Below are 23,259 nucleotides of genomic sequence, written 5' to 3'. Positions count from 1 at the left end.
AGAGATCCCGGACAATGGCTTTTTAACTCAAGTTTAACAATACCATGAAACACCCGCTTGAATCACTGATGACCGCCGCCGGGATCCTGTTGCTGGCATTTTTGTCCTGTCTGCTGCTGCCCGCCCCCTCAGTTGGCCTGGTACTGGCGCAAAAATTCGTGGCCACCTTTCATTTGATGGATCTCAACCAGTTTTATACTTTGCTGTTTTGTCTGTGGTTTTTACTGCTGGGGGTGATTGAGTATTTCGTTTTGCGCTTCATATGGCGGCGCTGGTTCTCGCTGGCGGATTAGGCCCGCGAGAACCCTTAGCTGTTAATGCGTTCGGCTATGATTTTCTTTGCGATAAGCGCCCGGCGGCTGGCTGAACGTACGGGTGAAAATACGCGTAAAGGTCTGCTGCGAATCGAATCCGTATTTCAAACAGATGTCGTACACTTTCTGGTCGGTATCGCGTAGATCGCGCGCGGCCAGTAGCAGCTTGCGTTCCCGAATGTAACGCCCGAGGCTTTCGCCTTTATACTGCATAAAAAGACGCTGCAGGTGCCATTTTGAATATCCCGCATGGCGTGCAATATCATCAATGCGCAATGGTTGATTCAAATTATCATCAATCCATTCAACAATCGTATCAATTACCTGAGCAGAAATCGTCATCATGCTCTCCCCTGTATTCATTGAGTCACCTGTTGCCACCAGGCCGTAAACAGTTGGTCCGGTGCGGACAGTATTACCGGTTCACCCAGCATTGGCGTCAGCAATCGGTAATCGTAACGACGGCTGGCAAGCGCCAGTCGTTTGTAAGGATCATCCCAGGTATGTTTCGCCAGAACGAAACGACCTGCATGCCCTGGTAGAACGGCTTTCGCATGCAGATCGACCGCAGCCTGTGCCGTCTCTTCCGGCATCATGTGAATAAACTTCCAGTCATGGTCATACTGGCCGTTCTCCATAATCGCCAAATCAACCGAGCCAAACTGCTCGCCGATGGCTTTAAAATGCGGTCCATAGCCGGAATCGCCGCTGTAATAAACGTTCTGCTCCGGCGTTTCAAACATGAAACTCGCCCATAGCGTCTGATTGCGCTTGATGCCTCTCCCCGAAAAATGACGGGCTGGCAACGCATGAACGATCAGCGAATCCGTTACTCTGATGGATTGATTCCAGTCCATCTCGTCGATTATCTCGCCGCGCATTCCCCAATAACGTAGATGTGACCCTACGCCAAGCGGCGTAATCACCCGCTTAATTTTCGGCATTAACGCCTTGATCGTAGCGAGATCCAGATGGTCATAGTGATCGTGCGAGATAATGAGCAGATCGATCTCCGGCATCGTCTGTGCGGACCACGGATAATCACCGGCAAAGGCTTTGTTCAGGAATGAAAGCGGTGCGGCATAGTTGCTAAACACGGGATCGATCAGGATACGTTGACCCGCCAGTTGCAAATACCACGAAGAGTGACCCAGCCAGACAAGCGTGTCCTGCTCTGGAGATAACCCGGCGAGATCGGTCGCCACCAATGGCAACGGATGTGCTGGCCGCGCATTTTCGCGCTTAGCGACCAAAAACTCCCACCAGGCAGCCAGCATACTTTTGTTGCCGGTATAGCCCGGTGTTGGTACCTGGTTATGAAACTGTCCATCACGATAGTGCGGTGACTGTTCAACCTGACTCAGCTGTGCCCCTTTCGGTGCCTGACCAAACCCGGCATTGAGTAAAAACGGTAAACTTGCAGCTGCGCCAATGAGCATAATAACAACCACACAAACTGTGAGACGCTTCATATCCTGACCTTAAACACGCCCCCTTTCCGCTGGTTTGCGTGACTGACTCTTGATTATGAGTGAGTAAGCACTCATTATAGAAATCGAAAGTTCGCCGTCAAGATGATTTTCAATCTTTGACATTCACCGTTGCGGTGCTGCAAAGGCCGTGATTCAATCATGCTTTTTACAACTTAAGGGTAAAGTGTAGTGGCTTGTCCGAAGAGTGAAGACAAAAAATTGGCATTACTGGAAGCTGCAACCACAGCATTTGCACAATCAGGTATTGCGGCGTCTACCGCCGTAATTGCCCGCAATGCAGGTGTTGCGGAGGGAACGTTGTTTCGCTATTTCGCGACCAAAGATGATTTAATCAACGAGCTTTACCTCTTTTTAAAGCACGATCTCTGTCAGTCGATGATGGCAAATCTGGATCGCTCCGTGACCGATGCCAAAACCATGACTCACTATATCTGGAACAGCTACATTAGCTGGGGCCTGAACCATACCTGTGGGCATCGCACGATTCGCCAGTTAGCCGTTAGCGAGAAAATCAGCAAAGAAACAGAACAGCAGGCCGACGATATGTTCCCGGAACTGCGCGATCTTTGTCATCGCTCCGTGCGACCTGAGTTTATGTCTGACGAATATCGAGCTTTCGGCGATGGCCTTTTTCTCTCTTTGGCGGAAACCACCATGGAGTTCGCAGCCCGCGACTCTGCCCGGGCCAAGGAATACATATCGATGGGATTTGAAGCGATGTGGCGCGCGCTAACCCGCGAGGAACAATAATGGACGGCCTGACCCTGCCTACCTGTGCGAAACGCCTTGCGCTCGAACTACCTTTTACCGAACACTGCTGGCCATTCGGCCCGGAATACGATGTATTCAAGGTTGGCGGTAAAATTTTTATGCTGGTCACGGAGCTTCGCGGACGTCCGCTTATTAACCTGAAATCCGATCCGCAAAAATCACTGTTAAACCAGCAGATCTACCCCAGCATTAAACCCGGCTATCACATGAATAAAAAGCACTGGATCTCGGTCTATCCGGGCGACGACATTACCGAGTCATTACTGGCAGAGCTGGTGAATGATTCCTGGCACCGCGTCGTTGACGGCTTGCCGAAGCGGGATCAAAAACGCCTGCGTCCAGACTGATTTATCGTTAACCCCGATAAGTGTTTTTGCATTTTCCTGTCTTATCTTTTTCCTGCTAACCCTGTACCCTGCTGAAACAAAACGTACCCGCAGGGTATAAAAAACCACCAGGAGTAGTTATGGATATTGTTTCTGTCGCCTTAAAACGTTACTCCACTAAGGCATTCGATCCGACTAAAAAACTGACCGCTGAGCAGGCCGAAAAATTAAAAACGCTGCTGCAGTTTAGCCCATCCAGCACCAACTCTCAGCCATGGCATTTTATCGTTGCCAGTACTGATGAAGGTAAAGCGCGTGTGGCCAAATCCGCAGCCGGCGGCTTTGTGTTCAACGAACGTAAAATGCTGGATGCTTCCCACGTAGTAGTGTTCTGCGCCAAAACGGCGATGGACGACGCGTGGCTGGAGCGCGTGGTGGATCAGGAAGAGAGCGATGGCCGCTTCGCCACCCCTGAAGCTAAAGCTGCAAACCACAAAGGTCGTACCTTCTTTGCTGATATGCATCGCAAAGAACTGAAAGATGACAACCACTGGATGGCAAAACAGGTGTACCTGAACGTTGGTAACTTCCTGCTGGGCGTTGCAGCAATGGGTCTGGATGCAGTGCCGATCGAAGGCTTTGATGCAGCGGTGATGGATGCAGAGTTTGGTCTGAAAGAAAAAGGTTTCACTAGCGTAGTGGTGGTCCCGGTGGGTCATCACAGCGTAGAAGATTTCAACGCCGCGCTGCCGAAATCCCGTCTGCCGCTGGAAACAACGCTGACAGAAGTCTAGTCCCCACATTTGCATAAGCTCCACACAGCGGTCATCATAGACCGCTGTTTATTAAGGAGACGTTATGCAGGAATTGATATCTCAGGTAGAAGAACTCGGCATTGAAATAAATCACACCACTTCGCTGGTGATGATTTTTGGCATTATTTTTATCACCGCCATTATTGTTCACGTTATTTTGCACTGGGTGGTATTACGCGCATTTGAAAAACGCGCCAGCACCAGTTCCCGTCTGTGGTTGCAAATTATCACGCAGAACAAATTATTCCACCGCCTGGCGTTTACGCTGCAAGGTATCATCGTCAATATACAGGCCACACTCTGGCTACAAAAAGGCAGTGAAGCGGCCGATATATTAGTGACTTGCGCACAGCTGTGGATCATGATGTACGCCCTGCTGTCCCTGTTTTCTCTGCTGGACGTTATTCTTAACCTGTCACAAAAGCTCCCAGCCGCATCCCAATTACCCTTAAAAGGTATATTTCAGGGTATCAAACTGATCGCCGCCATCCTGGTCGGGATCCTGATGATTTCCCTGCTGATAGGTCAATCGCCGGCAATACTGATAAGCGGCCTGGGTGCCATGGCAGCCGTGCTAATGCTGGTATTTAAAGACCCGATACTCGGTCTGGTGGCCGGAATACAGCTCTCGGCCAACGACATGCTTAAGCTTGGCGACTGGCTGGAAATGCCGAAATACGGTGCAGACGGTGCTGTTATCGATATTGGTTTAACCACCGTCAAAGTGCGCAACTGGGATAACACCATCACCACGATCCCCACCTGGTCACTGGTATCAGACTCTTTTAAAAACTGGAGCGGAATGTCGGCTTCAGGCGGTCGGAGAATTAAACGCAGCATCAGCATTGATGCCACCAGCATCCATTTTCTTGATGAGGATGAGCGTCAGCGACTGCATAAAGCTCACCTGCTGAAACCGTATTTGACCACGCGTCACCAGGAAATCGACGCGTGGAATCAGCAATTAGATGCGCCTGAATCGGTATTGAATCACCGCCAAATGACCAATATTGGCACCTTCCGCGCTTATCTGAACGAATATTTGCGTCATCACCCGCGTATTCGCAAAGATATGACGTTAATGGTGCGCCAGCTTGCGCCAGACGATCACGGATTACCAATCGAAATTTATGCTTTTACCAATACGGTGGTCTGGCTGGAATATGAAAGTATTCAGGCTGATATCTTCGACCATATCTTTGCCGTGGTCGAAGAGTTTGGCCTGCGCATTCATCAGTCGCCTACCGGAAACGATATTCGCGCACTGTCTGGCGCGTTTCAGCGATAACGCTCAGGTACTGGCGCGTGAAATATAGCGCCAGTCCATCATCACCCTTTCCGTCTGCGCGTCAGGATTTTCTATTTTATTCAGCAGCAATCCTACCGCTTTGCGGCCTATATCCCGCGAGGGCTGCTCAATGGTCGAAAGCTGAGGGGAAACCATTTCTGCCAGTTCCGTACCGTCGAATCCAACGACGGCGATATCCTGCGGGATCTGTAATCCGGCATCGAAAATAGCTCGCATCGCACCAGCGGCTAACGTGTCCGATACGGCAAACACCGCGTCGGGTTTCACCTCTGCGGCAAGGAATGTTTTCATCGCCGCAATTCCTGCGCTGGAACTTAATTCACTGGCGTATTCCACGGCCTGATATTCAAGCGACAGCGCATGTAGCGCCGCTTTATAGCCGCGTTCGCGTAACCGGGCGTATTTATAACTTAGATCATGGTTGATTAAGGCAATGCGTTGGTAGCCCTTTTCCACCAGGTGAGATATTACCGACTGTGCAGCGTCAACATCGTTAATCCCGACGCAGGAAACCGCACCTTTATCAGCGTATTCCGCACACTGAACCCAGGGCGCGTCGCCAATCAGCGTAGTCAGTTCCGGTAATTTTGAGAATGCATCCATGGTGATAATGCCATCGACGATTTTCCCCGACAGCAACTTCAACGCCGATTTTGAGCGGGCTGTATCCGAGCCGGAATTACACAGCAAAATGCGATAGCCATTCTTCTCCGCCTCCTCTTCAATACCTTTAACAACCTCTGCACAAAAAGGGTTGGCAATGTTGGAAACCATTACCAGAATCATCGAACTACGTGCCGTACGCAACTGACGCGCCAGCAGGTTGGGCTGATAATTGCTTTCTTCAATAGCCTGTAGCACGCGCTCGCGATTTTTGGCTTTGACGGTATCGCTGTGATTCAGCACACGCGATACCGTCGCCACTGACACACCGGCAAGCTGAGCGATTTTTTGAATAGACATAACGACAACACATCCTGCGGTTTACGCTTTGCGTTGAGGCTACCATAAAATCGCCGCCTGGCGAACCGGATGCGTGTTTAGCGCTGTACTGATATCCAACGCTGCTGCTGATGGCTTTTTATAATTGCATCAATGATATACATCACATCCGCGCCATCAGAAAATGACGCAAATCGACGCTCCGCCGTCGCGGGCATTTTGCCTGCCGACACCGCCTGATAAAACTGCTGCATCATATTCTTGAACGCATCCGGCCAGCCCTCAATATGCCCGCCAGGAAAGTGCGCACTGGCAGCAACATCCGCATTCATCAATCCAGGGTCATCCGTCAGGATCTGGTTCGCCTGCTGACGGTGCCCAACCCAAAGCTGTTGCGGCGTTTCCTGATCCCAGTGCAGTGAACACTGGCTACCGTTAATTTCAAAGCTCAGGTGATTCTTGCGCCCTGCACTCACCTGCGAAACGCTAAAGCAGCCTTTGCTGCCATCATCAAAACGTACCAGCACCGATCCACGATCTTCCGTCGTAACCGCTTTATCCTCAAATTGCACATCAGCCATTTGCTGACCAAACGTAGCGTTACTGGCAATGCTGGCTTTACGTACCGGCCAGACGATAGCCAAATCTGCCATCACCTCGACAATACGTTTTCCAGTCACGAATTGCACCGTGTCACACCAGTGTGAACCGATATCCGCTATCGCCCGCGAATTGCCGCCCTGTACAGCATCGACCCGCCAGTTGTAGTCAGTCTCCAGCAGCATCCAGTCCTGCAAATAGCTCCCCTGAACGGCAAACAGACGGCCTACGCTGCCGCTTCTGACCATACTGGCCGCCTGCTGCACCATTGCAAACTGACGATAGACAAAGCTCACGCCGTGCACCACTCCCACCTGCTGTGCCAGCCTTTCCAGTTCACGAGCCTCATCCGGCGTCATACACAGCGGCTTTTCTGAAAACACATGCAGGCCCGCGCGTAAAATCTGCCGATTGATGTCGGCATGCAGATAATTCGGCGTACAGTTATGCACTACCTGCAGTCCGGGATGCGCCAGCAGCGCCTCAACGCTGCCATACGCATGAGGAATATGAAGAGCATCTGCACGTTCCTGGGCAACCGCCAGCGAGCTATCACAGAGCGCCACCACGTTCACACCGCCGAGTCGACGCAATGCCTCAATATGTGCAGGTCCAATAAATCCGCTACCAATAATGCCAACCTGTATCATTTGCGTACCTCATCGCCAGCGGCGAAATCATCAAATGCGCGTGCAGAAACCGGAATAATATGGCGGCGTATAAAATCACTCCCCTCACGCGCCCCGGTTTGCGCGTCTTTCAGGCAACACTCCCATTCCAGCACCGCCCAGCCAGGGAAATCATATTGTGTGAGCTTGCTGAAGATCGTTTTGAAATCGACCTGCCCGTCCCCCAGGGAACGGAAACGCCCGGCACGATCGAGCCACGGCTGGTAACCGCCATAGGCACCGCTACGGCTACTGGCGTGGTACTCAGCGTCCTTGACGTGAAACGCTTTAATGCGGGAATGGTAAACATCGATAAATCCAAGATAATTCATCTGCTGCAATAACAGATGGCTAGGATCATAGAGAATGTTGCAGCGAGGATGATTATCAACCAGCGCCAGAAAACGCTCAAACGTCACGCCATCGTGCAGATCTTCGCCGGGATGGATCTCAAAGCAAACATCCACCCCATGATGATCAAAGCGATCGAGAATCGGTCTCCAGCGCCGCGCCAGCTCCAGAAATGCCTCTTCAAAACGCTGACGATTATGCGGTGGCCATGGATAAAAGAAAGGCCAGGCGAGCGAACCTGAAAACGTGGCATGCGCAGTCAGCCCCAGTCTTTGCGAAGCCGCAGCGGCCTGGTGTAAGGTTTCGATGGCCCACGCCTGTCTGGCCTGCGGATTAGCGCGTACAGATGGCGGAGCAAATCCGTCAAAAGCGTCATCATAAGCCGGATGGACTGCAACCAGTTGACCTTCAAGATGGGTCGATAATTCGCTAATCACTAACCCATGCCCGGCCAGCATCCCGCGAATATCATCACAATATGCCTGACTTACAGCAGCTTGTTCGACATCAAACAGCGACTTGTGATTACACGGGATTTGTAATGCCTTATAGCCCAGCTCCGCTGCCCATTTTGCCACGCCTTCCAGGGTGTTAAATGGCGGGCGTTCCCCGATAAATTGCGCCAGAAAAATGCCAGGCCCTTTGATGGTTTTCATAACCCCTCCTAAAAATTACGCCTGCTCTTTATCGTCATACTTGAAAGAGAAAAGGAAAATCACGGCAATGACTGCGGCAGCTACTGCCGGGATCCACCAGAATGTGGTCCATGCCTGAGGCACGGTTTGCCCCGCCACCAGCCGGTTGTAAAGTGCGCCTGAAATTTGCGAGCCCAGCAGCATCCCGATCCCATAGGTAAACATGACGATCATGCTTTGCGCCTGACCTTTTACTTTTTCCCCGGCGATACGATCGGTGTAAATAAAGCCGACCACGAAGAAGAAGTCGTAACACACGCCGTGCAGCAGAATGCCGAGATACAGCAGGAATCTGCCCTCTTCGCTGATGCCGAGGGCAAAGAAGGCATAACGCACGAACCAGGCGCACATCCCGATTAACAACATGTATTTCACGCCCAGGCGTCTGAACAGGAAAGGGATTACCAGCATGAAGAAAATTTCAGACATCTGACCAAATGACATCGCCGTACTGACGTCGCCAACGCCCGCATCAGCAAGAAACGACGCGGTATATGCGTAATAGGTTCCCAACGGCACAGAGATGAGCGTCGCGCAGAGTGAGAAAACAAAAAAGTGACGAACCTTGAGTAAGGCGAAAGCATCCGCACAAAACAGATCGCGAACTTTTACCGGCAGTCCTTTCGCCGGTGCTGGTGTGTTGGGCAGCGTCAGGCTGTAGAGTGCCAGAATCACAGAGATAATCGCCGCCAGCGTAAAGATGCCGGTGGTGTCTGAAATTCCGGTTACACCGATAAAGATCCCCGCAACAATCCAGCCAATGGTGCCAAACACCCGCACCACCGGGAAGGTTTTGTCCTTATCCGACAGGCTATGAAAAGCAATGTTGTTAGTAAGCGCCAGAGTTGGCATATAGCACAACGTGTAGCCAAACAGCAGACCAATCAACAGCGCGCCGTTTTGCGCCACCAATGCCTGCGGAACAAACCACAGGATTGCCGCACCAGCAAGGTGCATCACTGCCATCACCTTTTGCGAGGCAAAGAAGCGATCTACCAGCATCCCTAAGACGAACGGCGACAGAATAGAAGCAATGGGCCCGGCTGAAAACGCATCCCCAATCAACAGTGACATGTTGTGCTGGCTCATCACCAGCCCCAGCGTGACGGACCAACTTCCCCAGATAAAGAACTGTAAGAACATCATTAGCGACAGCCGGGGCACCAGCAGCCGGTACTGTACGCTCTGTTTTCCACTACTTTCGGTTGTTGACACCATTTTTGCCCCACCCTTAAAAAGTAATCGATTACAAATAGATTCAATAGAAAAGTAATCGATTACAAAATAAAGATCCTGTCAGCAAAAGCAAAATTGCGAGAACGGTCACGATAAACGTTGAGGGAGGATCCGATCCCATCCTGACGATGGGATCGGTAGCAACAAGATAGGTAGAAACTTAGCGGGACTTACGACGCAGCAGTTTGAAGGCCACAAACAAGAAAATGATCCACACTGGCAGCAGGATAGCTGACAGGCGCATCTCATCCATCGTACACATCAGCACCAGGATCATGCCAAGGAAAGCAATACACAGGTAGTTCCCTGCTGGATACAGCAGCGCTTTAAACTGCGTGTCACGTCCCTTGCGACGCATCGCCGCCCGGAATCGCAGATGTGCCAGGCAGATCATAATCCAGTTCAGCAGCAGCGTCGCCACCACCAGCGCCATCAGCAGGCTAAAGGCCTTTTGCGGCAGCACATAGTTGATCAGTACCACCAGCGACGTAATAGCACCGGAAAGGATCAGTGAATTCACCGGTACGCCGCGACGGCTGACGCGGGTTAAGAACTTCGGCGCGTTCCCCTGAACCGAGAGACCAAATAGCATACGACTGTTAGAGTAGACGCCACTGTTATACACCGACAGCGAAGCCACCAGGATGACAAAGTTCAGCGCAGAAGCCACCACGTTGCTATCAAGATTATGGAATATCATCACAAACGGGCTGCTGTTGGATTTCACTTCCACCCACGGGTATAGCGCCAACAGCACTACCAGAGAACCGATGTAAAACAGCAGGATACGGTACACCACCTGGTTTACCGCCTTTGGAATGCTTTTCTGCGGATCCTGCGCTTCCGCGGCGGTAATCCCGATAAGCTCCAGCCCGCCAAAGGAGAACATAATCACTGCCAGCGACAGAATTAATCCGTTCCAGCCGGTAGCAAAAAAGCCGTTGTAACGCCACAGGTTATCGATGCTTGCATGTTCCCCGCCGTTACCGGAAAACAGCATCCACACGCCAAAACCAATCATGCCGATAATGGCCAGCACTTTAATCAGTGCGAACCAGAATTCCGTTTCGCCATACAGACGTACGTTGACCAGATTGACGGCGTTGATGATCACGAAGAATGCCGCGGCCCAAATCCAGGTCGGGACATCGGGCAGCCAGTACTGCATGTAGATCCCGGCCGCTGTCAGTTCCGCCATACCGACCAGCACAAACATCACCCAGTAGTTCCAACCGGACAGAAAACCCGCGAACGGTCCCCAGTATTTATAGGCAAAGTGGGCAAAGGATCCGGAAACAGGTTCTTCCACTACCATTTCGCCCAGTTGACGCATAATCAAAAAAGCGATGATCCCGGCCACACCGTAACCCAGTAACACCGCAGGTCCCGCCATCTGAATAGCCGGGCCAATGCCTAAAAACAGGCCCGTACCAATTGCACCGCCCAGTGCAATTAACTGAATATGGCGGTTTTGCAACCCTCGTTGAAGCGTCGGCTCATTTGTTGACGCGGCATCAGACACGCTGGTGTCAGATGCAGTTGACGCGTTTTTCACGCCCTTCCCCTGTGTCGTTTTTATTGAAGGGGCTTCTTTTAACATTTCAACCTGGTTGTCGCAAGGCGCAATAAGGACCTGCTATGCCCGTAGCATTGCGTTTGTTCATAATTACCGTGAATTATTCTGGACGAAAAGGCATCGCAGGCCACAGAATGCGCTTTACTGTTTTTCTAACATTTTCAAACGGGTGAACCTGTTGTACTTCAGCCACTCGTTTTTTAGCCAGGCCAGGCAACGACTGTCATGAATAAGATCATCAAACGACTGGAAATCGTCAAAAGCGCTATTGAACTGGAAGATGAGGAGATTATTTTCCAGCAGGTGGCGCATCTTAAAAATGAGCCGTTATCCGTCGTGCCAGGCACCATTGTGCAGGCGATCGAAGAACGACGCTTTAGTGATGCCCTGCGTGAAATCTCGGCCTGGCTGCAATCTCAACGGGCAGTCTCTACGTGGCAGGATCCAGCCATTGCCGCCAGTAAGCTGGAACTCAAAGCGCTCGAAACACAGCTGCGTGACCTGATCGATAAGCGCAACACGCGCATTCAAATCCTCGATGATTTCAACGATCTGTATCACCTTCGTCTTGGACCGCTGATGAGCCGCATTCTCGAACTGCGTAAACAGCTCGCCGCCAGCGCCCAGCGCAAACAGGAAGCGGAGCGAAAACGCCGGGAAAAAGACTATCAATCCTGCCAGCACTATATTTCCCAGGCTGTTGATCAACTGGCCAGGCTCAAGCAGCACTGGATGAACCAGAATTCAGATTCGCGCGAATCGGTGGAAACACGCCAACGTATTCAGCAACAAACGGAACTGATTACCGCCCTGCTGGCGGAGATTCGTGAGTTGGAAAACGACTTTTCTCGCCAGGACGACAGCGCAACCCGTCAGGCACAGGAAGAGGCCAGCCATGAATATGATGAATATCAGGAGCAGCAGCAGGATGCGCAGCATCGTTTTAGCCGTGACCAGCGGCTTTCCTCTGATGAACGTAATGAGCTAAAACGCCTGTGGCGTCAGGCCAGCCGTCTTTGCCACCCGGACGTGGTAGCCGATGATCTGAAAGAGAAAGCGCATCAGATGATGGTGCAGCTTAACCAGGCGCGCCAAAATGCCGATCTTGCCGCCGTCCGGGCGCTACTGACTCAATTGCAAAGCGGCCTCGAACCGATGATGGCGAGTGACCGATTGAACGATTTGCAGCATTTACGCAGCAAAATACAACAGCTCAGAGAACACATTAACGCGCTGCTGAAAGAGATTACCGAACTGGAAGCGGAGAACGCTTGGCGGCTTGCCACCTCCGTGACAGATAAAGAGGCCTACTTCTCCGATCAACAACGGGCGCTTACGGAAATCCGCAATACGCTGGAACAACAGGTGCAACAGGTTGAGCAGGAGCTGTTGGCGGGCTAAGCGCTATCGCTAGCGCATTAAGACAAAATGACACCTGCAAGCCAGATTTCAACATTAGGCACAAAAAGACCAAAAAAGGATAAAGCACTAATAAATTGCTTTAACGTAGAAATATCATCTGGGATAATCCTATTTTTAGCCGATAGGTGTAAATTCGGCAATATTTCCCTCTTCTCCTGACCTTCCACCTCCTACGTCCTGGCCAGGATTAAGAATTCTCCTACCCTCAATTAATCCCATGAAGAAAAATGAGTATCTTATTGAAATTAAAGCCATTACATATAAATACCTTTCTTTAACCCTAGGAATACCCTGCCTTTATACAAACCTCCTTCTTATTATTATCCCGATCCATAAGCGAAATCTATCAATCATTTACGCAGAGCTGAAATAAACGATTTATCTTAAATTTTAACAAAGTGTAATATCCACTTTAAGGATAGTTAATGATTCTAATTAATACAGAGAATTTCTGTTTGATCTGGAATTAATAAGGATACGTTCACAGCACAGAACGTTATACGAGATTTAATTAACATTTCACGCGTCGCAAGAAACTCTTTTTTAACCTAAAAAAAGAGGCGACTGCTTGCACCAAAATTTCAAGGAGATCGTTATGTCAAAAGCTATTTTTTTGGGTGACTCAATTTACCCTTGGCTAGGCATGCGAGAAATCCTACGTGGCTCATCATTATTTATTGATATCACGTACTACTCCTCCCAGACACTTTCTGCTGTCAAAATGCTCCCTTATGAAACGGATTGCATCATCATTAATCCTGACAAATCAGATTTTTTAAAATATGCCAGGATTATCCGCAACATGGCTTTACGACCTGTCACCAAAATTATTGTTTTGGCAGATGAAGCTACCTTTGCCATTTTTCAAACCGTTTGCGGGAAGAACATGCAATTTCTCGATCAAGACACCAGCCTTGATCAGCTATTACAGACCGTCACACGTATCACGCAAAACAAAAAACAACAAAGTATCAAAGAACTACACACAAAAATTACAGCTAACGAATTTAACGTAATGATGATGCTTGCCCGAGGATGGTCACTGACACAAATCGCCGGGGCATCACAAAAAAGTGAAAAAACCATCGGGGCGTACAAAAGCAATATTGCCAGAAAACTCGGCAAAAATAACACCCGGCTCAAGTACACCATTTCCCACTATAGCCAGCCGTAACTGACTTATTTAAGGACAATTATCACGGTTATTATTTAAAGAGGTTTTCTTTCGACTCGCTTTTTTAATTCCGCATCGCACGGAAGGGAACCCTATTTCCAAAATCCATTACCGGGTAGCACATCCGCGTGCCAACCATAGCCAACAACTCAACGTATTAACACATACATAACAGGAATGTAGACAAGGGTTATATATGAACAAAGTTTACAGCATTATTTGGAACGCGGCGCTCGGTATCTGGGTGGTCGTTTCTGAATTAACGAAAGGAAAGAAAAAAAGCAGCTCGCGTAAAACTGTCGCCGTACTGGCAGCTGGCGCATTAAGCGGCGCTTCATTGCTGGCTTCTGCAGCCCAGATTACCGCAACGGGTGAACACGATATTCATGAAGACTTCAAGACAGGTATTTCCGCTGGGGTTTATGAGGGTATCCACGACTACGGCTTCTTATATGAAGATAACACCACCGGTCAGGCGCTGAATATCAGTGGTGCAATCCCAACATTTAGCCCGGGTCAAAGCGGCGTTGTTGAATCAACCACTATCCGGGAACTGCTGGAAAGCGGCAAAATAACCCTGCTGGCGACAAGCCCTGACCAGAGCGTAAAAACCATTACCAACTCTGAAGAACTGGCGGAATACCTGACTTACAACCAGTCGTCGACGCCTTCGCAGAGCACAGAATTTGATATCAACGATCCGGCGTTTCCCGGCGAAAAAACGACCATCAAAGTCTTTGATACCAATGAGTTAAATGGTTTTCTTACCGAAGCGCAAGTCGGCGATGCGGTATTAAACACCTTTGATGCTCAGAAATCAGAAATCTATAAGCAATTTGGTATCGCACTGGCGACAAATGGCTCCATTGCCAATCTGAATATTGGCAACGACACCCTCAATGTGCGTGACAAAGCCAATACCATTGAAATGCTGGCAAAAGATTCCTCGCTGCTGGAAGCACAAGGTACTGCAAGCCAGGTGAACTGGCAGTCAGATAACTATATAAAATTTAACGCAGCCCCGGTGATCCCTGAAAAAACGTTCACCGGTTCAGCGCAAACCTCCGTGTTTGGCGATGATGTGACGCTGATGACCTATGGCTATGACGAGGATGGTCAGGTCGTCAAAACTGGGGAGCGCACATTTACCATTACCAACACACAAGAACTGGCCGAATTCAATGACTGGCTGTTGGGCAAAAGCGACGACGCGGCACTCAACCCTGATGGTGAAAAAGTCAGCCAAATCCAGCTGTGGATAGATGCGGAGGAAGTCACAACCGTCACCGCAGCACAAACAAAGTACGCCGGGCTGATTGAAAATCTGCTCACCTCCGGTAAGCCAGCTGACATACTCAGCTGGGATTACGACGTCTGGACCGACGGTTTGTCACATACCAACAACGCGACCGCTGGCCGTGGTGAGTTACATGCCATCTACGCCAACGGCGCAGGCACCTCAGGCACCTTGAACAAAGACGCGATTATTGCCGTTGACGGCAGTATTAATGGCGTGATGAAAGCCATTAATGGTGGGGTTATCACTAACCTTGGTGAGCTGAACGCATTACGCACGTCTACCGGGCAAAGCCTGGCGATTGGCATGCTGGCAAAAGACGCGACGGCAACCAACAACGGGATCATCAACTCCGGGCTGTTTATTGATAAAGACGGCAACCAAAACGTCAACAGCTATGGCGCATTTGGTATGCAGGGGCAAGGCGCCAGTCAAATCACCAACGAAGGCACCATCAACCAGGCGATCACCACCGATAACTTCGGTACCGCTTCTGCCGCCGATCCTTGGAGTAAGGACAAACCCGCTGGCGAGCTGACGCTGGCCATTGGTATGCAACTGTCTGACAATGCTCAAGGGGTCAACAACGGCGATATCAACGTCGTGGACGGGCGCAAAAACGGTGCATCCTACGGCAGCGGCATCGCCTATGGCGTAGAAGTCGCCGACAACGCCACCTTTACCAACAGCGCAGGTGCCTCTATTTATCTTGGCCGTAACGCAAGTGATCCGTCTAAAGATGTCACCATGGCAGGCGGTTCAAGTCTGAGCGCCGGGATCATGACCAAGAGCGCCAAAGAGGTGATTAACAACGGCCTTATCACGCTGGGAACCGGCGTACGTAACGCCGCGGGTATGCTGATTGGTAACGCGACCGGCAACGTCATCAATACCGGTAATATCGTGATCAATGGCGATTCCAGCGCGGGGAGTAGCAGGAACTACGGTATCACCGTGCGTGACAGCGGCGCGGAAAATAATCAGGAAATCCGCAACGACGGCAAGATTAACGTCAACGGCACCAACAACGTCGGCATCCACGTCAGCGCAACTAACAAAAATGCCGAAGCCACGACCAGCGCTTCAGGCTCTATCGTAGTTGATGGTGAAGGTAGTGTCGGTAACCGTAACTATGCCGTCTGGGCTGAAGGTGGCAAAGTTGGAAAGGCAGTGGTCAACGTCTATTCCAACATCACGCTAAACAAAGCCGGGAACATCGGCGTACACGTGCGTGATAACGCCGTCGCTAACGTCGACAGCCTGAGTAGCCCGGCATTCAACAGCACCGATCAGATTGGCTATTACCTGTATGGTAAAGGCGCAACTGCCAATATTGGTCAGGCGGTAATGAATGACAACGGGCAAGATCGCACCACCATTTTCCGTATTGCCAATGGTGCAATGCTGGCCGGTAACACCACCACTCCTGACGGTCAGGCCAGCTCTAACCTTGACCTGACCTTAAGCGGCGAACAGTCCGTTGGCGTATTAGCGACGGGCACAGGCAGTAGTGTGGATACCGGCGAAGCCACGTTCACCGTGCAGGGTACCGACTCTGCCGCGCTGCTGATAGAAGGCGGTGCCACAGGTAACATCAGCGATAAAACCACCATCAATTTAACCGGTGAAAGAACCATTGCCGGGGTAGTGGACGGTCAGGCTCATCAGTTGAATGGCAACGCAGAAGGTAGCGCCACTCCGACCATCCTCACTTCAAACGCAAAAATCACTTCAGAAGCCAGCGGCAACAAGGTTATTGCCTATGTGGCAAGGAACCAGGGCAGCCTGATCCTCGATACCCAGGCAATTATCGATCTTGCCAGCACCGACAGCATTGGTGTTAACGTGCAACAAGGCGGGAGTTTAACCAATAACGCGACCGCTGCCTTACATGTGAGTAACGGCATTGGCGTACAAGCTTCGGGTTCGAACGCACAGATTAAAAAATTGGGTCAGATTCAAGTTGATGATGGAACCGCAGGGGTTCTGCTGACCAACGGTGCCAGCCTGAGTATTACCGGTAATGCCGGTGATGCCATCACGACTAATGGTTCGGCCGATGGTATTCGTCTTGATACAGGAGCCGGTAAGCTGGCTGCCAAAGGGGTGATTATTAGCGCCGAAGGTACTGGTGCTGGCATTCAAAACGACGCCAACAATACCGATATCACACTCAACGATGTCACTATCAATGCCAACGACGGTCCGGGGATCCGTACCAGCGTCGCGTTAAACATGAAAGATGGCCTGAATAACATTCTGAACGTTAACGGTAAAGGTACCGGCTTCGCCTTTGAGCAGCGCAATGGTGACGCAGTGACAGGCAATCTGACCATCGGTAAAGGCTATACCGTTGAGGTGCATAACAGCGAAGGCAGCGGTATCCGCGCCAATACGGACGGTAAGGTCACCACCAATGCCAATATCAACGTCTACGACAGCGCAGGTGGTTCTGCAATCATCGCTAAAAATGTTAGCGCAATAGCCAATAGCGGAAAAATTATCTCTGTCAGCACCACCGCACCCGTTATTGATGCCAGCGGTGACAGCAATAAAAAAATCACCAATACCGGTACCCTTCAGGCTATCAACGATACAGCAGTGGCGATTCAATCTGGCAAGGGCAATGACACCATTGATATCAGCCAGGGTATCACCAGTGGCGTGATCAACACCGGAGAAGGCAAGGACACCTTTAACTGGCAAAGCGGAACCTTTGCGGGCGAGGTGAATTTCGCCGGAACCGACGGCAACAATAAAGCCAACATCGGCAATGTGACGCTGGATAAAACGCGCCATATCACTACCGAAGCCGGCAGTGGCAACGCCCTCACCTTCACCAATTCACACGGTAACAGTGCGAAAATTGGCAGTCTGAGCAGCGATAACCTGACCACCGGTACCAACATCGGCACGGGTTGGGACTCACTGACCATTAGCGGCTCAAGTGCAGATATGCGCATCGTCGATCGTCTGCAACTGGCAAGTAAAACCATTGCGGTTACCAATGGCGCAACGCTGCGTACCGGCGATCACGGCGAGTCCACCAGCACTGCCGCGACCATCGCTGACTACAATGTGACGACTCAGGGTGCTGGCAGCCGGGTCATCTTTGACACGCAGGGCGACACGACAGCTGCGCAGATCTATAACGGCGTCATCAGCGGTGATGGGAAGTTTGAACGCGCGGCAGGCGGCACCACTGTCTTTACCGCCAACAACACCTATACCGGCTCCAGCACTATTGATCAAACCGGTACGCTGCAGTTGGGTGACGGCGGAAATACAGGCGGAGTCAACGCCGTGTCTGACATCATCGACAATGGCGTGCTGGCGATTAATCGGGCCGATGATGTGCTGCTTGGCGGCGTAATCTCCGGGATCGGTGCTTTACAGCAGATTGGTAACGGTATTACTCGCCTGACGGGCAATAACACCTATACCGGCGACACGACCGTCACCAGCGGTACGCTACTGGTGAAAGGTAATCAGAGTGCCGCGACGGGTGTGACCAAAGTAAGCGGTACGGCGACGCTGGGGGGTAACGGGGTAATCGGCGGCGACGTGCTGATGAACGATGCCTCTACCCTCAGCGCCGGTGACGGCGGTGCGGGTACGTTATCCATTAACGGTAATCTGCAGCTTGGCAGCAAAACGACCTCCGCTTTCGAACTGGGTCAAGCCTATACGCCAGGCGGCGCGCTAAACGATCTGATTAACGTCGCAGGCGATCTGCAACTGGACGGGACTCTGGACGTCACCACTTCACAGGGTGGTAACTTCGGACCGGGCGTGTACCGTATCTATAACTACGGTGGCACGCTGGATAACCAGACGCTGGAATTAGGCGCGATACCGAATAGCCAGGATAAGAGCAATATTTTTGTTCAGACCTCCATCGACAAACAGGTCAACCTGGTGAATGCCAACGGCGTTACCCTGCAGTTCTGGGACGGCGCAACCGTTAATCAGAGCCACGGCGCGTCGGGCATTGAAGGCGACAGCAAAATTGACGGTGGCGATGGCAAATGGATGGCTATCGGCAGTCAGGGGGATAACAACTGGACCACCGCAACCGGTGAAGGTAACGCCCCTTGGGCACAGAAGTCCTTCGCCGTCTTCACCACCAAAGGCGGTACCGTTACCGTGGATAACGCCGCGGGAGAAGTTAACTTCTCCGGAGCACAGTTTGATGCCGATGGCTATGTCGTTAAAGGCGATGCGCTTAACGCGTATGCCACCACGGAAAACGCGACCCACGCAGGCCAGACGCCGGGGACTGGCGAACTGCTGGTGCGCGTTGGCGCCGGTGGCGCGGGGCAAAACTATACCGCGACCATTGAGTCCGTTATCCGCGAGGCCAGTACTGCTGACAAGCTGACGCTGGTGAAAACCGACCTTGGCCGTCTGATCCTCAGCGGTGACAACGAGTATCGCGGCGGCACGCGCATTGATGGCGGCACGTTGCAGATCTCCTCCGACAGCAATCTCGGCCAGAGCGGAACTGATCTGGCCATCAATAACGGTTCAACGCTGCAACTGGGCGCGGACCTGACCAGCAATCGCACCATTGAGCTGGGAGCGAATGAGAATGCTGCGGTGTTCGATCTCAATTCGCACCACTTCACGCCAACCGGTGAGATTACCGGCGAGGGTAAACTGAAAGTCACCAGCAGCTCTAGCGATGCGGGCAGCACCTTGTCGCTCGACCGCGCAAACAGCTACAAAGGCGACACTGAAATTGCCGGTACCGGAAACGCCAACAATGTGACGGTCAACGTCAGCAAAACCGGAGCCTTTGGCAGTAATGAAAGCAGCACCGTGAACGTCAATAAGGGTGCGACGCTCAATATCAGCGGGACAGATACCAGCCTGAAATCCCTGACTATGAACATCGCCGACAGCCTGTTAACGCTGGCGGATAACGTCACCGCCGCAAGCGCAATGCTGAACCTGACGGGCACGGCGAAAGCGGTGTTAACCAACAACGCCAGTGCGGGCAACGCGACGGTTAACGTGTCAAAAGACAGTACCCTGGCGCTGGAAGAAAATGCCAGCGGGGGCAATGCCACCGTGAATAACAGCGGACTGATGACCTTTGCTGACTATGCGATGGCAGAGAACACCGTCGTTAAAAACCTGGTGGGCGGTAAGGTCGATATCAGCGCAGTCGACAGCGCAACGTCTATCGGCTCGTTGTCCGGCGCGGGTAATGTCGAACTGGGCAATAAAGAACTGTCGCTGGGTAATCTGCATCTTGATGACACCATCAGCGGTATTATCAGCGGCAACGACGGCAGCCTGGTGAAAATCGGTGACGGTACGTTGACGCTGACCGGCGATAACACTTACACCGGCACCACGGACGTCAATGAAGGCGTGCTGCTGGTCAACGGTAATCAGTCTGCGGCTACCGGCCAGGTGACGGTGAAATCCGGGGCAACGCTCGGCGGTAACGGTATTATCGGCGGCGCGGTTGATGTGCTGGACGACGCGCATATTACCGCGGGTGCAGCTATCAACAGTGTGGGTAAACTGACTACCGGTTCTCTGACGCTCAGTGATAACGCCCAACTGGATTATCAGTTTGGTCAGGCTTATACCCCGGGCGGTGCCTTCAACGACTTGATTGACGTAAATGGCGATCTGACGCTCGACGGTAAGCTCAACATTGAAACCTCACCAGGCGGAAGCTTTGATGTGGGCGTTTACCGCGTCATCAACTACACCGGCACATTGACCAACAATGTGATGGATATTGCTAACGCACCGGAAGCAGCTGACAGCCTGTACGTGCAGACATCGGTGAAAAATCAGGTCAACCTGGTCAACCACGCCGGACTGACGCTGCGCTTCTGGGACGGCACCGGCGGTGAGAATGGCGAGCTGAAAAATAACGGCGTCATCAACGGCGGCGACGGTATCTGGCAATCCAGCCAGGGTAACGACAACTGGACCACCGATGAATCGACGCCAGAAGGCGCGTTGAACGCACCGTTTACCGATGCCGCATTCGCCGTCTTCCAGGGTGAAGCGGGCAACGTAACCGTCGATAACAGCAAAGGCGATGTCATCATCAGCGGCGCGCAGTTTGCCACCGATGGTTATCGTGTGGGCGGCGAAGCCATTACCACCGACACGGCAAACACCCTGATTCGTGTCGGCGATGGCACAGTAGACGGCGCCAGTTACACCGCCACTATCGACAGCGTTATCCGCGGTACCGGCGGCCTGAATAAAGGCGATCTCGGTACGCTGATTCTCACCGGCGACAATACTTACAGCGGCGGCACCACCATCACCTCAGGGACGCTGCAGGTGGCGGGTGATACCAACCTGGGTGCGGCAGATACGGGAATTACCTTTAATGGCGGTACGCTGAAGTATGGCGAAGCGTTTGATACTGCCCGTCAGGTGACGCTGGAATCCGGCGGCGGGACATTCGACACCAACGGGCATGACGTTTCTCTGCTGACGGAAGTCGAAGGTAACGGTCAACTGACCAAAACCGGTAAAGGCTCCCTCACCCTGACGCTGGATAACACCTACACCGGTGGCACCACCATCGAACAAGGCGTTTTACAACTGGGTAACGGCGGTGATATTGGCAGCATTCAGGGGGATGTCGTTGATAACGGCGTACTCAACGTCAATCGTGGCGATACCCTGGCGCTGACCGGCAATATCAGTGGTAAAGGCCAGTTGCATCAGACCGGTAGCGGCATTACCGAGCTGCAAGGTGAAAACAGCTACAGCGGCGCTACGTTGATCGCCAACGGCGTGCTGCAAGCGGGTAATACCAACACCCTGAGTAGCGCATCACACCACTATGTGGTCGCAGACACCACGTTGAACACGCAGGGCTATAACCAGACGGTAGCGGGCCTGAGCAACGGTGGCGATGTCTCGCTCATCGGTCAGCAGACTGGCACAACCTTAACCGTCAAAGGGGATTACACCGGCGAAAAAGGGACTATCAACATGGCAGCTATCCAGAATGGTAGCGGAGCAGGCATTGCCGACCGTCTGATTATCGATGGCGGTAAAGCCAGCGGTAGCACACTGCTGGATGTCGATGGTTCTGGTCTTGGCGCGCCGACCATTGGGGATGGTATCGAAGTGGTGACTGCGCTCAATGGCGCAACCACAACCGCGCAAACCTCACGGGATGCCTTCCATCTTGCCGCCGATCGTATGGCTGCAGGTGCATTTGAGTACCAACTACATGCGGGTAATGCTCAGGGCCAGGGTGAAAACTGGTATCTGAGAAGTGAATACCGTCCAGAAACCATGCTGTATTCTGGCCTCGCCAGCGTAGTACGTCAGGGTGATATTAGCCTGTTAGGCAACATGCACCAACGTATGGGGGACGAGGTTAAACCGGGCATTGATGAAGACAATCGCGCCTGGGCAAGAATGATTGGCTACTCCGGTAAAACCAAACTGGATGATGCAGCCGGTACGCAAACCAGCTCCCATACCATGGGTATCCAGGTCGGCGTTGATATGTATGCTAACGAAAGCTGGAAAGCCGGGATGTATACCAGCATCCTTGATATCGACAGCAACGTGAAAGGCACGAAGACAGGCAGCGATGGCAAAGGCGGTAACATCGACGACAACGCATTTTACGTCGGTGGCTATGCGACCTGGTTCTCGGGTGACGGTATGTATGTTGATAACGTCCTGCAGTACGGTAATCATAAATCCCGCCTGGCGGCGACCGGTAACAACGGCTCGTATACCGTCAGAGGCAACACGCTGACGGCGTCGACAGAGGTGGGTAAATCGTTCCGTTTAGGCGCCAGCGCATGGAGTCTGGAGCCTCAGGCTCAGTTGATCTACCAGTACAGCGACTTTGATAACAGCACGCTGGATGGTGTGACCCCAACGAAAGTGAAAATGGATACCGCAGACTCCTTTACCGCGCGTCTGGGCGTGCGTCTGGTCGCTGACTATGACACCAACCATGGCAAATTCCAGCCGTACGGCAGGGTTAACGTCTGGCAGGGTCTGGGTTCAAAAGACAAAACGCACTTTAGCAATGCGGTAGCCACCACTACGCTGGAATCTTCACAGCAGTACTCCAGCACTGAAGTTGCAGCCGGCCTGTCATGGTCTATCGACAGAAACCTGCAGGTCTACGGTGAGCTGGGTACGCAATTCAGCAACGGCGGCAGTAAGTCGCAGGTCGAAGCGCCGGTCAATGCCTCTATCGGCTTTAAGAAATCGTTCTAAGCTGACATAAACTCGCCAGCCTCCTGTTCAGC

16 protein-coding genes are annotated in these 23,259 nt (G+C 51.9%); 8 read left to right on the top strand and 8 right to left on the bottom strand.

All coding sequences use genetic code 11. The features are described from left to right. Positions 1–44 precede the first annotated feature (44 nt). Positions 45–293: a DUF1158 domain-containing protein gene (locus C2U41_RS03645; RefSeq protein WP_003835669.1), complete on the top strand. Its 249-nt coding sequence runs from the start codon at positions 45–47 to the stop codon at positions 291–293. Positions 294–314: 21 nt separating this feature from the next. Here the strand turns inward: C2U41_RS03645 and C2U41_RS03640 are convergent, their stop codons facing one another. Together C2U41_RS03640 and C2U41_RS03635 are read right to left on the bottom strand one after the other, a co-directional pair. After that, positions 315–656, bottom strand: coding sequence for a RamA family antibiotic efflux transcriptional regulator (locus tag C2U41_RS03640; RefSeq protein WP_003021996.1), 342 nt, complete (start codon positions 654–656; stop codon positions 315–317). Positions 657–673: 17 nt separating this feature from the next. Then, the gene (locus tag C2U41_RS03635; RefSeq protein WP_003835671.1) at positions 674–1,786 is read right to left on the bottom strand and encodes an MBL fold metallo-hydrolase; all 1,113 of its coding nucleotides are present in this window, start codon (positions 1,784–1,786) and stop codon (positions 674–676) included. 189 nt (positions 1,787–1,975) lie between these two features. On the opposite strand from C2U41_RS03635, the gene C2U41_RS03630 reads away from it, so the two are divergent. The 4 genes from C2U41_RS03630 (at position 1,976) to C2U41_RS03615 (ending at position 5,007) form a co-directional block, all read left to right on the top strand. Then, positions 1,976–2,557 (top strand): TetR/AcrR family transcriptional regulator, encoded by a 582-nt coding sequence (locus C2U41_RS03630; protein WP_104427092.1) that lies wholly within the window; start codon positions 1,976–1,978, stop codon positions 2,555–2,557. Next, entirely contained in the window at positions 2,557–2,925 is a 369-nt protein-coding gene (locus tag C2U41_RS03625) for an MmcQ/YjbR family DNA-binding protein (protein ID WP_016149755.1), read from the top strand. The genes C2U41_RS03630 and C2U41_RS03625 overlap by 1 nt, the downstream gene beginning before the upstream one ends. Before the next feature lie 119 nt (positions 2,926–3,044). Beyond that, entirely contained in the window at positions 3,045–3,698 is a 654-nt protein-coding gene (gene nfsB / locus C2U41_RS03620) for an oxygen-insensitive NAD(P)H nitroreductase (RefSeq protein ID WP_003021982.1), read from the top strand. Positions 3,699–3,762: 64 nt separating this feature from the next. After that, a complete protein-coding gene (locus C2U41_RS03615; RefSeq protein WP_003835682.1) occupies positions 3,763–5,007 on the top strand; it encodes a mechanosensitive ion channel family protein in 1,245 nt (414 codons plus the stop codon). Between the two features lie 3 nt (positions 5,008–5,010). Here C2U41_RS03615 and C2U41_RS03610 read toward each other — a convergent pair whose 3' ends face one another. The 5 genes from C2U41_RS03610 to pheP form a co-directional block, all read right to left on the bottom strand. Further along, positions 5,011–5,991, bottom strand: a complete 981-nt coding sequence (locus C2U41_RS03610; RefSeq protein WP_103849056.1) for a LacI family DNA-binding transcriptional regulator — start codon at positions 5,989–5,991, stop codon at positions 5,011–5,013. Between the two features lie 77 nt (positions 5,992–6,068). Next, a complete protein-coding gene (locus C2U41_RS03605; protein WP_044712770.1) occupies positions 6,069–7,220 on the bottom strand; it encodes a Gfo/Idh/MocA family protein in 1,152 nt (383 codons plus the stop codon). Further along, entirely contained in the window at positions 7,217–8,245 is a 1,029-nt protein-coding gene (locus C2U41_RS03600) for a sugar phosphate isomerase/epimerase family protein (RefSeq protein ID WP_044699481.1), read from the bottom strand. The genes C2U41_RS03605 and C2U41_RS03600 overlap by 4 nt, the downstream gene beginning before the upstream one ends. Before the next feature lie 15 nt (positions 8,246–8,260). Further along, positions 8,261–9,502 (bottom strand): MFS transporter, encoded by a 1,242-nt coding sequence (locus C2U41_RS03595; protein WP_003835691.1) that lies wholly within the window; start codon positions 9,500–9,502, stop codon positions 8,261–8,263. Positions 9,503–9,680: 178 nt separating this feature from the next. Next, a complete protein-coding gene (gene pheP / locus C2U41_RS03590; protein ID WP_003021979.1) occupies positions 9,681–11,075 on the bottom strand; it encodes a phenylalanine transporter in 1,395 nt (464 codons plus the stop codon). A 246-nt stretch (positions 11,076–11,321) separates the two neighbouring features. Here pheP and C2U41_RS03585 point away from each other — a divergent pair, with 246 nt between their 5' ends. Continuing rightward, positions 11,322–12,497, top strand: a complete 1,176-nt coding sequence (locus tag C2U41_RS03585; protein WP_003021972.1) for a DnaJ family molecular chaperone — start codon at positions 11,322–11,324, stop codon at positions 12,495–12,497. Between the two features lie 17 nt (positions 12,498–12,514). Here C2U41_RS03585 and C2U41_RS29270 read toward each other — a convergent pair whose 3' ends face one another. Next, positions 12,515–12,685: a hypothetical protein gene (locus C2U41_RS29270; protein ID WP_158655874.1), complete on the bottom strand. Its 171-nt coding sequence runs from the start codon at positions 12,683–12,685 to the stop codon at positions 12,515–12,517. Positions 12,686–13,113: 428 nt separating this feature from the next. Here C2U41_RS29270 and C2U41_RS03580 point away from each other — a divergent pair, with 428 nt between their 5' ends. Continuing rightward, positions 13,114–13,692 carry a LuxR C-terminal-related transcriptional regulator gene (locus tag C2U41_RS03580; RefSeq protein WP_003835695.1) on the top strand — a complete coding sequence of 193 codons (579 nt, stop codon included), beginning with the start codon at positions 13,114–13,116 and terminating at the stop codon, positions 13,690–13,692. Between the two features lie 196 nt (positions 13,693–13,888). Continuing rightward, positions 13,889–23,227, top strand: a complete 9,339-nt coding sequence (locus tag C2U41_RS03575; protein ID WP_103849057.1) for an autotransporter outer membrane beta-barrel domain-containing protein — start codon at positions 13,889–13,891, stop codon at positions 23,225–23,227. Positions 23,228–23,259 lie beyond the last annotated feature (32 nt).

It is taken from the genome of Citrobacter freundii complex sp. CFNIH4 (assembly GCF_002934505.1).
Classification (GTDB): Bacteria; Pseudomonadota; Gammaproteobacteria; order Enterobacterales; family Enterobacteriaceae; genus Citrobacter; species Citrobacter freundii.
The sequence above is the reverse complement of the archived record's forward strand: the minus strand, read 5'-3'. Positions and strand labels throughout refer to the sequence as shown.